This window comes from Paraburkholderia sp. GAS348 (genome assembly GCF_050434205.1).
In the GTDB taxonomy this organism is placed as follows: Bacteria; Pseudomonadota; Gammaproteobacteria; order Burkholderiales; family Burkholderiaceae; genus Paraburkholderia.
This window is the reverse complement of sequence record NZ_JBNPVT010000004.1, coordinates 207,511-221,685: the sequence shown is the minus strand read 5'-3', so window position 1 is coordinate 221,685 and position 14,175 is coordinate 207,511. Positions and strand designations below refer to the sequence as shown.

The window sequence follows — 14,175 nt, the reverse complement described above, 5'->3', positions numbered from 1 at the left end:
GCGGCCGCAGTAACAAGGACTTCAAGAATATGAAACGACATGCCGTAGCGTCGAGCATGGTGCTCGCCGCTGCACTGACGCTGGCGGCGTGGCCTCAGCTGGCCTCGGCGGCTACGCTCGACGGCGCGACTTTGTCGGCGCTATGGGGCTTGCCGTTTGCGGGCGTGTTGTTGTCGATCGCGGTGTTTCCGTTGATCGCGCCGGCATTCTGGCATCACCATTTCGGCAAGATCGCGGCAGCGTGGGCGCTAGTGTTCCTGGTGCCGTTTGCGCTTACCTTCGGCATGGGCATTGCGTTCGGTACGCTGGTCCATGCGGTGCTCGAAGAATACATTCCGTTCATCGTGCTGCTGACGGCGCTTTATACGGTCGCGGGCGGCATCTGCGTGCGCGGCAATCTGCATGGCACACCGCGGCTGAATACCGCAATTCTCGCTTTGGGCACTTTGTTGGCCAGCATCATGGGTACGACCGGCGCGGCGATGCTGCTGATCCGCCCATTGCTGCGCGCCAACGGCAACCGCAAGCACGTCGTTCATGTCGTGGTGTTCTTCATCTTTCTGGTAGCAAACGCGGGCGGTTCGTTGTCGCCGCTCGGCGACCCGCCGCTCTTTCTCGGCTTCCTGCAGGGTGTGGGTTTTTTCTGGACCACCACGCATCTGGCGTTGCCGATGCTGTTCGTCTGTGTCGTGCTGCTGGCCGCGTTCTATGCATTGGACTCGTACTATTTTCATCGGCGGGAAGAAGAGCGCTCGCGCTTTCTCGATCCCACACCGGATTCGCCGCCGCCAGGCGTCGAGGGCATGATCAACTTCGTGCTGCTCGCTGCCGTGATTGCGCTGGTTTTGATGAGCGGACTCTGGAAGTCGGACGTCGCGTTCGACGTCTTCGGGACGCACGTCGCGTTGCAAAATGCCGTGCGCGATATCGCGCTGATCGGTGTCACCTTGCTCTCGCTGGCGCTGACGCCGCGCGCTGCACGCGCGGGCAATGACTTCAACTGGGCGCCGATTGAAGAGGTCGCCAAACTGTTTGCCGGCATCTTCGTGACGATCGCGCCGGTGATCACGATCCTGCGTGCCGGCGAGGCGGGTGCGTTCGCCGGCATTGTCCATCTGGTCAATCCGTCCGGCCAGCCGCACGACCTGATGTACTTCTGGGCGACCGGCCTGCTATCGTCGTTTCTCGACAATGCCCCGACCTACCTGGTGTTTTTCAACCTGGCCGGCGGCGACGCGCAGATGCTGATGACCACCGGCGCCACCACGCTCGCGGCGATCTCGGCCGGCGCGGTGTTCATGGGTGCCAACACGTATATCGGCAATGCGCCGAACTTCATGGTGAAAGCGATCGCGGAGGCGCGCGGCATTCGCATGCCGAGCTTTTTCGCGTATCTCGGCTGGTCGGTTGCGGTGCTGATGCCGCTGTTTCTCGTCACAGGCTGGCTGTTTTTCTGACGGCTGGTTTCACCCTTATTCTGATGCCGAGGCAATTGAACTCGACGCGCTATTCGGAGAATTGCAATGCAGAAGATCCTCGTCACCCGTCCGATCTTTCCCGATGTGATCGAACGGCTCAAACAGTATTTCGACGTCGACTGGCACCAGGGCGACGTGTTGTCCGCCGAGGAGCTGACGCACCGTCTCGCGGAAAAAGATGGCGCGCTGACCGCGGGCGATCCGGTCGGCGCGGCCGTGCTCGCCGCGGCGCCGCGTCTGCGCGTGGTGTCGAACATGGCGGTGGGCTACAACAACTTCGACATGGCCGCGTTCAACGCGGCGAACGTACTCGGTACCAATACGCCGGACGTGCTGAACGAATCGACCGCCGATTTCGGCTGGGCACTGATGATGGCAGCGGCGCGCCGCATTGCCGAATCGGAGCACTGGTTGCGCGCGGGCAAATGGCAGAAGTGGACCTATGATGGCTTTCTCGGCACCGACCTGTACGGCTCGACGCTCGGCGTGATCGGCATGGGCCGGATCGGGCAGGCGCTGGCGCGTCGCGCGAAGGGCTTTAACATGCGCGTGATCTATCACAACCGTTCGCGCGTCGCGCGGGAGATCGAGGCGGAGCTGAACGCGGAATACGCGTCCAAGCAGGATCTGCTGCTGCGCGCCGATCACGTGGTGCTCGTCTTGCCGTACACGAAGGAGAACCATCACACGATCGGCAGGGCCGAGCTTGCGCAGATGAAGCCGACCGCAACGCTCACCAACATCGCACGCGGGGGCATTGTCGACGATGCGGCGCTAGTCGAAGCGCTGCGCGCGAAGCAGATTGCCGCAGCCGGTCTGGATGTTTACGAAGGCGAGCCGAATCTGAATCCGGATCTGCTGAGCGTGCCGAATGTCGTACTGACGCCGCACATCGCCAGCGCGACCGAAGCAACGCGCCGCGCTATGGCGAGTCTCGCGGCGGACAATCTGATTGCGGCGCTGGGTGAAGGTCCGCGCGCCGGCCGGCCGCCGAATCCGATTAACCCCGAGGTCATCGGCAAGGCGCGTTCATGACAATGATTCTGGTGGCGGCCGTTGCAGGGCTGGCGGTCGCATTGGTCATCGCGTTGGCATTGTTGATGCGCGGCAATAGTCGCGCCGACGGGAGCGAGCAATTCGAGATTCTCAGCGAACGTATCGACGCAGCGGCAGATGCGCAAGCGCATGCCTATGAGCGGCTCGAGCGGCAGCTGCGCAATGACATCGCCGAAACGGCGCGCGTCTCGCGTACCGAGCAGAGCAGTGGGTTCGCGCACTTTCAGCAAACGCTGGCATCGCAATTCAGCAGTATGACGACGGTGCAGGGCGGCAAGATCGACGGCTTCGCGCAGCAACTCGATGCGGTGCGCCACAGCCTGCAGCAACAGGCGCAGCAGGCACGCGATGAGCAAGGGCGCACACTCAAGCAGTTTGGCGAGACGCTGACCTTGCAGCTGGGCCAACTTACCGAGGCGAACGATCGCCGCTTCGCCGAGGTGCGCGCGACCATCGAGCAGCGGCTGAAAGGCATCGAGGCGAACAACTCGACCAAGCTCGAAGAGATGCGCCGCACTGTCGACGAAAAACTGCACGCCACGCTAGAACAGCGTTTGGGCGAATCGTTCAAGCTGGTGTCGGACCGGCTGGAGCAGGTGCATCGCGGTCTCGGTGAAATGCAGACGCTGGCTGCGGGCGTCGGCGACCTGAAGAAGGTGCTCACCAACGTCAAGACGCGCGGCACGTGGGGTGAAGTGCAGCTCGAGGCATTGCTCGAACAACTGCTGACGGCGGATCAATACGCGAAGAACGTCGCGACGGTGCCGAAAAGCGCCGATCGCGTGGAATTCGCGATCAAACTGCCGGGCCGCGCGGAGACGGGGGGGGCTGCCACACCGGTCTGGCTGCCGATCGATGCCAAGTTCCCGCGCGAAGACTATGAGCGGCTGATCGAGGCGCAGGAACGCGCCGATCCCGTTGCGGTGGAGGAGGCGTCGCGTGCGCTCGATGCGCGGATACGCGCCGAGGCGCGCACGATCGCGGAAAAGTATGTGTCGCCGCCGCATACCACCGATTTCGCGCTGCTGTTCCTGCCGACCGAAGGCCTGTACGCGGAAGTCCTGCGTCGGCCCGGCCTGACCGATCTGCTGCAACGCGACTACCGCGTGACGATCGCCGGCCCGACTACGCTCACCGCGTTGCTCAATAGTTTGCAGATGGGTTTCCGCACGCTGGCGATCGAGAAACGGTCGAGCGAGGTGTGGCAAGTGCTCGGCGCGGTGAAAACGGAGTTCGGTAAATTCGGCGACGTGCTGGCAAAGACCAAGGCGCAGCTTGAAACCGTGACGCGTTCGATCGAAGCCGCGGAGACACGCACTCGCGTCATGAATCGCAAGCTGCGTGACGTCGAGGCGTTGCCGGGTGAAGCGGCGAGCGGGTTGCTCGGAGATGCGCTATCGGGCGTGGATTCCGACGAGTAGTAGAGCCGGGCGAGGTTCTCCGGACTGATTTCTCGCGACGCTGCTGATCGGTTTCAGCGGCGCCCGGCTTGGTGGACGCAGTACTCGGGAAGCGGTGCCTGCGGCCAGTCGTTCCAGCGCGTCGCCCGTCAGGCGCACGACACGCCTATCCGGCATCGCCGTTGCGCAAACCGTCTTCGGTCGCGACAAATACGTGCGTGAGGCTTTCGAATTCGGCCAGCTCGTACGTCAGCGCGAAGATGGCGCCAGTATCCGGAGGCGTCGCGGCGCGGATCGTCGCGGTCATTACGCCTCTTCCGGCGCGTCGGTCAGCTGGATTTCGATGCCGCCAAAGCGCGACGCCACCCAGTTGTACGCGTGGCAGGCAATCCACAGCAGAACGAAGCCGAGAATCGCGTTCAGCAGCAGCGCGCTGAACACCGTGCTCAGTTCGACCGAGCCGTAGCGGATGAATGCCACCAGCACGCCGAGCAGCACGATCGGCACCGAGAATGTCAGGTACACGAGGATAAGCGCTTTGGCTGTCTGTCCCGGTGCAATGAACGAGATCTGTTTTTTCATGTAAGTCAAACCCGTGTGTCGTAGTGGTAATGGGTAAAGCTGCAAATGAGGCCGCGAAAGAGGTTGCAGGTAAGGCTGTAAAAAAGCCGCAACGGCAGGGTTCCCTCAGGCGTCAGATGAGCCCGTCGAACAGCATGATATCGACGTGCTCGCCCTCTGCAATATCGGCTTCATCGTGCCCGAGAACGATGAAACAATTTGCTTCGCTCATCGAACTCAGCACGCCGGAGCTTTGCGAGCCGGTTGGGATGACATGCCATTGACCGTGCGCATCCTGCTCGGCGACGCCGCGCTGGTACTCGGTGCGCCCGGCGCGCTTGCGGATGATCTGGCGGCTGGCGGCGCGCAACAGCGGCTGTGCCTGCGGCGTTGCGCCGGACATCAGCAGCAGCGCTTCGCGCACGATCTGGTAGAACGTCACCATGACGGCCACGGGATTGCCCGGCAAACCGAAGAATAGCGCCGGCAGCCCGAGCCCAGGGTGGTCGCCGGACCAGACGCGGCCAAAAGCGAGCGGCCGGCCCGGACGCATTGCGAGGCTCCAGAACGCGACGTCGCCGAACGCCTGCAGCAATTGTTTGGTGAAATCCGCCTCGCCGACCGAGACGCCGCCCGAGGTCAAAACTACGTCCGCACTGGCTGCGGCGCTGCGCAATGCGGCTTCGAGCGCGGCGGGTTCGTCGCGCACCACGCCGAGATCGAGCGTATCCAGGTTCAGGCGCCGGAGCATCGCAAACAGCGTGTAGCGATTGCTGTCATACACCGAACCCGGGTCGAGCGGCTCGCCGAGCGAGCGCAATTCGTCACCGGTGGAGAAAAATGCGACGCGCAAGCGCCGCCGCACGTTGACTTCGCCAATGCCGAGCGAAGCCAGCAAACCGAGGTCCGACGCGCGCATGATGCGGCCGGCGCGTAGCGCGGCATGGCCGCGGGCGAGGTCTTCGCCGGCGAGGCGCCGGTTGGCGCCGGCCCGCACGGCGTTGGCCGCAAAACGGATCGAGGTGGAATCGGCGCTGCGCTCGACAAGCTCCTGTGGCACGACCGTGTCGCAGTCGGCTGGCATGCAGGCGCCCGTCATGACACGCACGCATTGCGTCGCGTCGACGTGGCCCGCGAACGGATGGCCAGCCAGCGCTTTGCCGACGATCGTCAAATCGACTGCAGCCTCATTGGTTGCCAATGCCGCGCGCTTGAACGCGTAGCCGTCCATCGCCGAGTTGTCGTGCGCAGGGACGTCGATCGGCGAGACGATGTCGGCCGCCAGCACGCGGCCGAGTGTATCGCGCAAGGCCACGCGTTCGACGGCCGTGACGGGCGTTGCCCATCGACGGACGATCGCCTGGGCGGCCGAAACAGGGAGCGAGTGAGGATCGTACTGCGCGACGCAGCGGGAAAATTCGTTAAGCGTGGTCATGAAGAGGGCTGGACGTCGCGACCGGAGGCGGGCGCGGCTGTTGCCGTGCGGCCGGAGCAGGATTTCAACCGGGGCCTCAGCAACGCTCGAGGTCGGCGAGTTCTTGTAACGAATTGATATTGTAAAACGCGCGCTCGTCGGTAAAAGCGACTTCGACCGTCTTGTGGCGCGCGTACCACGCGCGAACCTTACGCTCGCCGGCTTCCAGAAAGGCTGCCAGGTCGTCCGCGAGACTCGTGCGCAGCAACGCGAACACGGGATGGAGCGAGACGTGGCCATCGGCGTTGGTGGTCGTGACGGTGGCGATATCGGCCTGATTCGAGTCGAGTGCCTGCGTGAGGCGCTCGGCGAGTTCGGCGGGCAGTCCGGGCGTGTCGCAGGGCGCGCTCAGCAGGTACGCGGTGCCGGCCGCGCGCAGCCCGGCGAGCAGGCCAGCCAGCGGTCCGGGAAAGCCGGGCACGATATCGGCTAGCACCTTGGCGCCGAACGGTGCGCCGAGTGCGCTGTAGACATCAGGGTGACGATTGGCGCTGATCAGCAGGGCGCCGGTTTGCGGCGCGAGCCGTTTCAGCACCTGGGAGACAAGCGGCTCGCCGTGCAGCGTTTGCAGTCCCTTATCGAGGCCGCCCATACGCATGCCGCGTCCGCCCGCGAGGACCAGACCGGTGATGTGTTCGCGTGTTGGGGTCATGGACTCGGCCGTTCTAGCCGCCGATGTACGACATTTCCACGCGGCGGCCGTCCTGCTCGCGCGGCACGGCTGCGCTGCTGCCACGTAATTGCGAATAACGGTCGCTGCGGCCTTGCCAGATTTCGGCGACAGCGGTGGCGATATCGGCGTCGCTCGCGCCGCTGCGCAGCAACGCGCGCAGATCGTGACCGGACGACGCGAACAGGCACAGGTACAGCTTGCCTTCCGTCGACAGACGCGCGCGCGTACATGTGCCGCAAAACGCGCGTGTCACGCTCGAAATCACGCCGATCTCGCCGCTGCCGTCCACGTAACCCCAGCGCTGGGCGGTCTCGGCAGCGCTGTGCGCTTCGAGTGGCACGAGCGGGAAATGCTCGGCGATGCGTGTCACGACATCAGCGGAAGGCAGCACTTCGGTCATGTTCCAGCCGTTCGACGTGCCCACATCCATGTACTCGATAAAGCGCAACACCGTGCCCGAGCCTTTGAAGTGACGCGCCATCGGCACGATTTCGCTGTCGTTGGTGCCACGCTTGACGACCATGTTGACCTTCACCGGCGCGAGCCCCGCCGCCTCGGCTGCGGCAATTCCGTCCAGCACGTCGGCGACCGCGAAGTCGGCGTCGTTCATGCGGCGAAACAGGGTGTCGTCGAGCGCGTCGAGACTTACGGTCACGCGGGATAGGCCGGCGTCTTTCAGGCTGCGCGCCTTGCGCTCCAGCAGCGAGCCGTTGGTGGTCAGCGTCAGATCGAGCGGGCGGCCTTCCGGCGTGGTGAGTTGCGCGAGCCGTTCGATCAGGAATTCCAGATTTTTGCGCAGCAGCGGCTCGCCACCCGTAAGACGGATTTTCTCGACGCCGTGTGCGACGAAGAGCTGCGCCAGCCGTTCGATTTCTTCGAAGCTGAGTAGAGCGCTATGCGGCAGGAACGCGTAATCCTTATCGAACACCGCGCGCGGCATGCAGTAGACGCAGCGGAAATTGCAGCGATCCGTCACCGAGATGCGCAGATCGCGTAGCGGGCGCGCCAGCGTGTCGTGCAGCGTGCCGCTGGGCGCCTGCACAGGGCCGGAAATGACCGGCACCGCGCTGAGATCGGCAACAGGGATGATGCGTTGGGACATGAATTGCTTCGCTCGATGCTTCGTTTTGGGCTGGTTAGGTGCTGCTTAGGGGGTGCTTAGGTGCCGTGATTGGCGCTGCGATTGGAACCGCCTAGATCTTCATTCTAGCGGAAATGCATCTGGCGGCCGCCGACCCCCGGACGCTGTCCGGGTATACGGGGAGTGGCGTACAGCGCGCGATCGGGCGGGTGCGCGATGCCCATAAAACAAAAAACCCGCCGGTGAGGGCGGGCTTTTTGCGTGGGAGCGGTTCGCTTACTGCGGGTGCTTACCGGTTTCCACCATTTGCATCGGCGCGGTTTCGACCGGCGGCAACGCCTTGCGCTCGCGACCCACACGAGCCGGCTTGGCTGCTTGCGCAGCCGCTTCCTGCGCGGCTCGCAGCTTGTCGGCGTCGGTGTTCACCCAGACGAGACCGGCTTGTTCCAGCACCGGCTTCAGCGCTTCCGCCGACACAGTGGCGCTACGCGGTGCTTGCGGCGCAACTGCGACGGGCGCTGGCTCGGCCGCGGCCGGTTCAACGACCGGTTGCGCTGCCGGAGCAGTCGCTGCAACGACCGGTTGCGCTTCAACGATCCCGGCTTGCGGCGCCGGCTGGGCGGCAGGTGCTTCGACCGCTGCCGCTGGGGCCGCGGTCGCTACCGGAGCCGGTGCAGCTTGCGCTTCAACGACCGGAGCAACTGCCGGCGTTTCGATCCGCGCTTCGGCAGGGGCTTCAACCCGAGCTTCAACCGGGGCTTCAACCGCAGCTTCAACATGAGCGGCCGGTTCGACGAGCGAAACCGTCTCGCTGGCGGCCGGCGCAGCTTCGACCGGCGCGGCAGGAGCTTGCGCCACCGGCGCTGCCACGGCTTGCTCCACTGCAGCCGGTGCCACCGGCGCTTCTGCGACCAGTACAGCCGTTTCCGTCTTCGCGGCCTGTTCGACGGCCGGAGCCGGCGTTTCGGTTGCTGCATGCAGTTCGCTGACGACAGCGGTTTCTGTCGCGACGGCCGCGACAACCACTTCCACCGGCTTAACAGCAGTCGCTTCGTTCACTTCAGCCTTGTGCTCAACCGGTTGATGCGCGGTGCGCACCGGTGCTTCGTCGGTCACATTGGCGGTGTCGCCTTCAGCTTCCGCGACGTCCGCAGCCAGGTTGCCGTTCACGTCTTCTTCACGCTCACGACGGCCACCGCGACGGCCGCGACGACGGCGACGACGCTCTTCACCTTCACGCGCCACCGCTTCCTGATCGACCGGCGCGCCATTTTCGCCCAAGGCGGTCTGGTTTTGCGCCAGATCTTCCGCCGCTTGCGCGTCGTTTTGCGTCAGCGCATCTGCCGCTTCCGGCTGCTGCTTGCGGCGTTCGCCGCGTTCAACGCGCTCGCCACGCTCACGGCGTTCGCCGCGTTCCTGGCGCTCGGCACGTTCGGCGCGCGGTGCGCCGTCGACGGTTTCCGCGCGCTCGTTGCCGCGATTATCGCGGTCACGGTTTTCGCGGCCCTCGCGGCCCTCGCGACCTTCGCGCGGCTCACGAGCCTCGCGGGGTTCACGGCCTTCACGGGCCTCACGCGGCTCACGGTTGCCACGCGGCTCGCGCGATTCACGTGCTTCGCGCGGTTCGCGACCTTCGCGTGCCTCACGTCCTTCACGCGGTTCGCGTTCCTCGCGACGCGCCGACGGCTGTTGACCTTGAGCCTGGCGGCCGCCGGTCGTGCCTTCGCCACGGCCCGCTGCATCGCGGCCGCCTGCGCCGCCACGGCGATTGCGGCTGCGATCACCGCCGCGTTCGCCGGTGCGCTCACCGCGCTCCGTGCGTTCGCCGCGTTGCGGACGCGCCTGTTTTTCGGTCGTAGCCGGTGCGACAGGCGCCGGCGCGGCCGGCTGCATGCCGAACAGATTCTTCAGCCAGCCGATAAAGCCGCCGCTGGCCGGCGTGACGGCCACCGGAGCCGGGGTTGCCGGACGGACCGGCGCGCTCGGTGCCGGCTTTTCAGGCGTGATGCCCTTGACCGCGGCTTCCTGCTTCGGCTTCACTTCCTCGGCGCGCTTGCTGTAACCGGTTTCCGATTCCAGTTCGCGGGCTGCTTCTTCGGCCATCTTCCACGAGGCGCGCGGCTCGTCGAGGCGCGCATCGTCGTGACGCAGGCGCTCGAGCTTGTAATGCGGCGTATCGAGGTGCTTGTTCGGGATCAGAACGACGTTGACCTTGAAGCGCGATTCGATCTTGTTGATTTCCGCGCGCTTTTCGTTCAACAGGAAGGCGGTCACTTCGACCGGCACCTGGCAATGGATCGCCGCGGTGTTTTCCTTCATCGCTTCTTCCTGAATGATCCGCAGCACTTGCAGCGCGGACGATTCGGTATCGCGGATGTGGCCCGTGCCGTTACAGCGCGGGCACGTCACATGGCTGCCTTCCGACAAAGCCGGGCGCAGGCGTTGACGTGACAGTTCCATCAGCCCGAAGCGCGAGATCTTGCCCATCTGGACGCGCGCACGGTCGTGTTTCAGCGCGTCTTTCAGGCGTTGCTCGACTTCGCGCTGGCTCTTGGCCGATTCCATGTCGATGAAGTCGATCACGATCAGGCCGCCCAGATCGCGCAGGCGCAACTGGCGGGCCACTTCGTCGGCAGCTTCGAGGTTGGTGCGTGCAGCCGTTTCCTCGATGTCCGCGCCCTTGGTGGCGCGCGCCGAGTTCACGTCGATCGCGACCAGTGCTTCCGTGTGGTCGATCACGATGGCGCCGCCGGAGGGCAGCGGTACCGTGCGCGAGTACGCGGTTTCGATCTGGTGTTCGATCTGGAAACGCGAGAACAGCGGCACGTCGTCGTGATACCGCTTCACCTTGCTGACATTGTCCGGCATCACAATATCCATGAAGGCGCGGGCCTGGTCATGGATTTCGGTGGTGTCGATCAGGATTTCGCCGATATCCGGCTGGAAATAGTCGCGAATCGCGCGGATCACCAGGCTCGATTCGAGATAAATCAGCATCGGCTGGCCGCTCGAACCGCTTTGCGATGCGGCCTCGATGGCGCGCCACAGTTGCATCAGGTAGTTCAGGTCCCACTGCAGCTCCTCGGCGCTGCGGCCAATGCCGGCCGTGCGCGCGATGATGCTCATGCCTTCCGGCAATTGCAGCTGCGCCATGGTTTCGCGCAATTCCTGACGGTCGTCGCCTTCGATCCGGCGCGATACACCGCCGCCGCGCGGGTTGTTCGGCATCAATACCAGATACCGGCCGGCGAGCGAGATGAAGGTGGTGAGGGCTGCGCCCTTGTTGCCGCGCTCTTCCTTTTCGACCTGAACGATCAGTTCCTGACCTTCTTTCAGGGCGTCCTGGATGCGCGCGGCGCGCATGTCGACGCCGTCACGGAAATACTGGCGAGCGACTTCCTTGAACGGCAAAAAGCCGTGGCGGTCTTCGCCGTAGTTGACGAAGCAGGCTTCGAGCGAAGGCTCGATGCGGGTAATGATGCCCTTGTAAATGTTGCCTTTGCGCTGTTCGCGCCCGGCGGTTTCGATGTCGATATCGATGAGTTTTTGCCCATCGACGATGGCGACGCGCAGTTCTTCCTGCTGCGTCGCGTTGAACAACATTCGTTTCATTGAACGGCTCCAGGCGGCTTAGCTAGCCCTCGGCTGCGCGGTTGTCAGTCGCGAGAGCCATGAGGGCAGCGGCATGCCGCGCCTTGTTGTGTTTTCACAAGCACGCTGGAGCGGGAAAAATGGCGGGAGAATTGCCTGAGAGGGCCCGACCCATTGAAAAATGGACACGGTGCCGCAGGGCACATGCGAACACGGCTTCAAATAACGACCCGACACGCCGCGGGTTCTGCCAGCCGACCTTCATAAGCCTTGCGTCCACTCGCGCCGGTGCGCCAACTGGGCGCGTGACCGGAGGGTCGAAGGCTGCGGTCATGCCGCAGCGGGAAGTTCGCGCAGTCGGCGCGTCTTTTCTCGCTGGGGGTGTCTCGCCTCATTTTGACGTCGCCATGTCTTGTACTTTCTACAAGACGCCTCGGGCGCACGCCGTATTTTCGCAACTCGCAGCTCCTTACAGCAGGGCGTCAGACCGCCCGATACCGAAGCTGAAAGTTAAATTCTTTTTTACCAAAATTCCGTTACCGTCGAAGCTGACCTTGACCGAACGCGCCTGTGGGCGCCGTCCCTGCCGGGCACTGACCTCGTGCGTGCAACATGTTGCATCTCATTTTCAGGGTGAGCAACCAGGCCCCGGCGCAAGTAAAATAACGGTTTATCGCTTGCGCCCGCGCAATCCGCCCGATTTCCGGACACTGCGCCGGCCGCCGCAGACTGCTGGGCAAATTATATTCATAATGAAAGAGTTAGGCAAAATATCCCAGAAATCGGTCGCAAGCGACCAGGTCTCGATGATCGAGATCGACGACAGTGCGGCCGGACAGCGCATTGACAACTTCCTGTTGCGCGTCTGTAAAGGCGTGCCGAAAAGCCATATTTACCGCATCCTGCGTAGCGGGGAAGTGCGGGTGAATAAGGGCCGGATCGACGCGCAGTACCGCCTCGAACTGGGCGATCTGGTGCGCGTGCCGCCCATTCGCGTCGCTCAACCGAACGAAGCCATCGCCCAGGCGCCGGTGCCGAGCGCCGATTTCAAAATTATTTTTGAAGACGAGCACATGCTCGTGATCGACAAACCGGCCGGCGTGGCGGTCCACGGGGGCAGCGGTGTCGCGTTCGGCGTGATCGAACAGATGCGCGAAGCGCGGCCGCAGGCGAAATTCCTCGAATTGGTGCATCGGCTGGATCGCGAGACGTCCGGCATTCTGATGCTCGCCAAGAAACGCTCCGCGCTGGTCAACCTGCACGAGCAGATTCGCGAGAACAAGATGGATAAGCGCTACTATGCGTGCGTCCACGGCGAATGGGCGAGCGACTGGGGCCGTCGCCGCGCGGTCAAGGAGCCGCTGCATAAGTATTTGACCGCGGACGGCGAACGGCGCGTGCGCGTTCAGGCCGACGGCCTCGCGTCGCACACGGTCTTCAATCTGATCGACCGCTGGCCGGAGTACGCGCTGCTCGAGGCGGAACTGAAGACGGGTCGCACGCATCAGATTCGCGTCCATTTGCAGCATCTGGAGTTGCCGATCGTCGGCGATGCCAAGTACGGCGACTTCGCGCTGAACAAAGCGCTGGCGCGCGCCAACGCCAAGCCTGGCCTGAAGCGCATGTTCCTGCACGCGTACCGTCTTAAGCTGACGCACCCGGCAACCGGCGCGCCCGTGCAGTTCGAGGCGCCGCTGCCGGCCGAATGCCGCAGTTTTGTAGCGCAGCTCAATGAATTACGAAATGGGTCAAACCCGGAGACGACACCGCATGGCTAGAGAGCAATTTGATCTGATCGTCTTTGACTGGGACGGGACGCTGATGGATTCGACCGCGCACATCACGCGCAGCATCCAGTTAGCATGCCGCGATCTCGGCCTGCCTGTTCCCGCCGATGAGGCCGCCAGCTACGTGATCGGCCTTGGCCTGCGCGACGCGCTGCAAATCGCCGCGCCCACGCTCGATCCGGCCGATTACCCGCGTCTGGCGGAGCGCTATCGCTTTCACTATCTGGTGAAGGACCAGACTACCGAGCTGTTCGTCGGCGTGCGCGAGATGCTGCAGGAATTGCGCGATCAGGGTTATCTGCTCGCGGTGGCGACCGGCAAGAGCCGCGTTGGGCTGAACCGCGCGCTCGACCAATCGCGTCTGACGAGCCTGTTCGACGGCACCCGCTGTGCGGACGAAACTTTCTCGAAACCGCATCCGGCCATGCTGCACGAGCTTACGCGTGAACTGGGGCAGGATCCGGTGCGCACGGTGATGGTGGGTGACACCACGCACGATCTGCAGATGGCGATCAATGCGGGCGTTGCGGGCATTGCAGTCACATACGGCGCGCATCCCGCCGGTTCGCTGATGGCTTTGTCGCCGAAATTCGTCGCCTCCAGCGTGAGCGCGCTGTCCGGCTGGCTGCGAGAGAACGCATGAATACGGGCACGACGGAAGCGGTGGCGCAGGCCGTTCGCATTTGCGCGTCCGAAGAACTGGTCGACGGCGGCGCCGGCGTGCGGCGCGCGGCGAGGTTTGGCGGCGGCGACGTCGTGGTATTTTTTGTTCGCTATGATGGCCATGCGTACGGCTATCTGAACCGCTGCGCCCACGTGCCGATGGAGCTCGACTGGGCTGAAGGGCAGTTCTTTGAATCGTCCGGTTTATACTTGATGTGCGCTACACATGGTGCGATTTACGCGCCTGATACAGGCAAATGCGTCGGCGGCCCGTGCCGTGGCGGCCGGTTGCGCCCTGTCCACGTAGACGAGCGGGACACACCCGAAGGCCGCGCCGTGTTCTGGCTGCCGGACGGCGAACTTCGCCCGGCCACGCCCTGATTTTTCTCCTCCTCGACCTTTCCACTGCAT

At 64.0% G+C, this 14,175-nt stretch carries 11 protein-coding genes and 1 pseudogene; 6 read left to right on the top strand and 6 right to left on the bottom strand.

Annotation, left to right across the window (positions count from 1 at the left end):
• The first annotated feature begins 29 nt into the window (after positions 1 to 29).
• The 3 genes from P3T22_RS09000 (at position 30) to P3T22_RS08990 (ending at position 3,955) form a co-directional block, all read left to right on the top strand.
• Positions 30 to 1,457, top strand: coding sequence for a sodium:proton antiporter (locus tag P3T22_RS09000; protein WP_063498032.1), 1,428 nt, complete (start codon positions 30 to 32; stop codon positions 1,455 to 1,457).
• 66 nt (positions 1,458 to 1,523) lie between these two features.
• Positions 1,524 to 2,513, top strand: coding sequence for a 2-hydroxyacid dehydrogenase (locus P3T22_RS08995; RefSeq protein ID WP_063496865.1), 990 nt, complete (start codon positions 1,524 to 1,526; stop codon positions 2,511 to 2,513).
• Positions 2,510 to 3,955, top strand: coding sequence for a DNA recombination protein RmuC (locus P3T22_RS08990; RefSeq protein ID WP_429324784.1), 1,446 nt, complete (start codon positions 2,510 to 2,512; stop codon positions 3,953 to 3,955). The genes P3T22_RS08995 and P3T22_RS08990 overlap by 4 nt, the downstream gene beginning before the upstream one ends.
• Positions 3,956 to 4,115: 160 nt before the next feature.
• On the opposite strand, the pseudogene P3T22_RS08985 reads toward P3T22_RS08990, so the two are convergent.
• The 6 genes and pseudogenes from P3T22_RS08985 to P3T22_RS08960 form a co-directional block, all read right to left on the bottom strand.
• Positions 4,116 to 4,241: pseudogene (locus tag P3T22_RS08985) on the bottom strand (GNAT family N-acetyltransferase); the annotation flags it as partial.
• Entirely contained in the window at positions 4,241 to 4,516 is a 276-nt protein-coding gene (locus P3T22_RS08980) for a hypothetical protein (protein WP_028199219.1), read from the bottom strand. The pseudogene P3T22_RS08985 and the gene P3T22_RS08980, both read right to left, overlap by 1 nt.
• Before the next feature lie 112 nt (positions 4,517 to 4,628).
• The gene (moeA, locus tag P3T22_RS08975; RefSeq protein WP_429324783.1) at positions 4,629 to 5,930 is read right to left on the bottom strand and encodes a molybdopterin molybdotransferase MoeA; all 1,302 of its coding nucleotides are present in this window, start codon (positions 5,928 to 5,930) and stop codon (positions 4,629 to 4,631) included.
• A gap of 76 nt (positions 5,931 to 6,006) precedes the next feature.
• Positions 6,007 to 6,621 carry a molybdenum cofactor guanylyltransferase MobA gene (gene mobA / locus P3T22_RS08970; protein WP_429324782.1) on the bottom strand — a complete coding sequence of 205 codons (615 nt, stop codon included), beginning with the start codon at positions 6,619 to 6,621 and terminating at the stop codon, positions 6,007 to 6,009.
• 13 nt (positions 6,622 to 6,634) lie between these two features.
• Complete coding sequence (moaA, locus tag P3T22_RS08965) at positions 6,635 to 7,744, bottom strand: GTP 3',8-cyclase MoaA (protein ID WP_063496861.1); 1,110 nt, start codon at positions 7,742 to 7,744, stop codon at positions 6,635 to 6,637.
• 255 nt (positions 7,745 to 7,999) lie between these two features.
• Entirely contained in the window at positions 8,000 to 11,335 is a 3,336-nt protein-coding gene (locus P3T22_RS08960) for an Rne/Rng family ribonuclease (RefSeq protein ID WP_429324781.1), read from the bottom strand.
• A 731-nt stretch (positions 11,336 to 12,066) separates the two neighbouring features.
• Between P3T22_RS08960 and P3T22_RS08955 the strand changes: the two genes are divergently transcribed.
• From P3T22_RS08955 to P3T22_RS08945, 3 genes are read left to right on the top strand one after another with little or no spacing between them, the layout of a single operon-like run.
• The gene (locus tag P3T22_RS08955; RefSeq protein WP_169485700.1) at positions 12,067 to 13,092 is read left to right on the top strand and encodes an RluA family pseudouridine synthase; all 1,026 of its coding nucleotides are present in this window, start codon (positions 12,067 to 12,069) and stop codon (positions 13,090 to 13,092) included.
• Entirely contained in the window at positions 13,085 to 13,744 is a 660-nt protein-coding gene (locus tag P3T22_RS08950) for an HAD-IIIA family hydrolase (protein WP_063496858.1), read from the top strand. Before P3T22_RS08955 ends, P3T22_RS08950 begins: the two co-directional genes overlap by 8 nt.
• A complete protein-coding gene (locus P3T22_RS08945; protein WP_063496857.1) occupies positions 13,741 to 14,145 on the top strand; it encodes a Rieske (2Fe-2S) protein in 405 nt (134 codons plus the stop codon). Before P3T22_RS08950 ends, P3T22_RS08945 begins: the two co-directional genes overlap by 4 nt.
• The last annotated feature ends 30 nt before the right edge of the window (positions 14,146 to 14,175 follow it).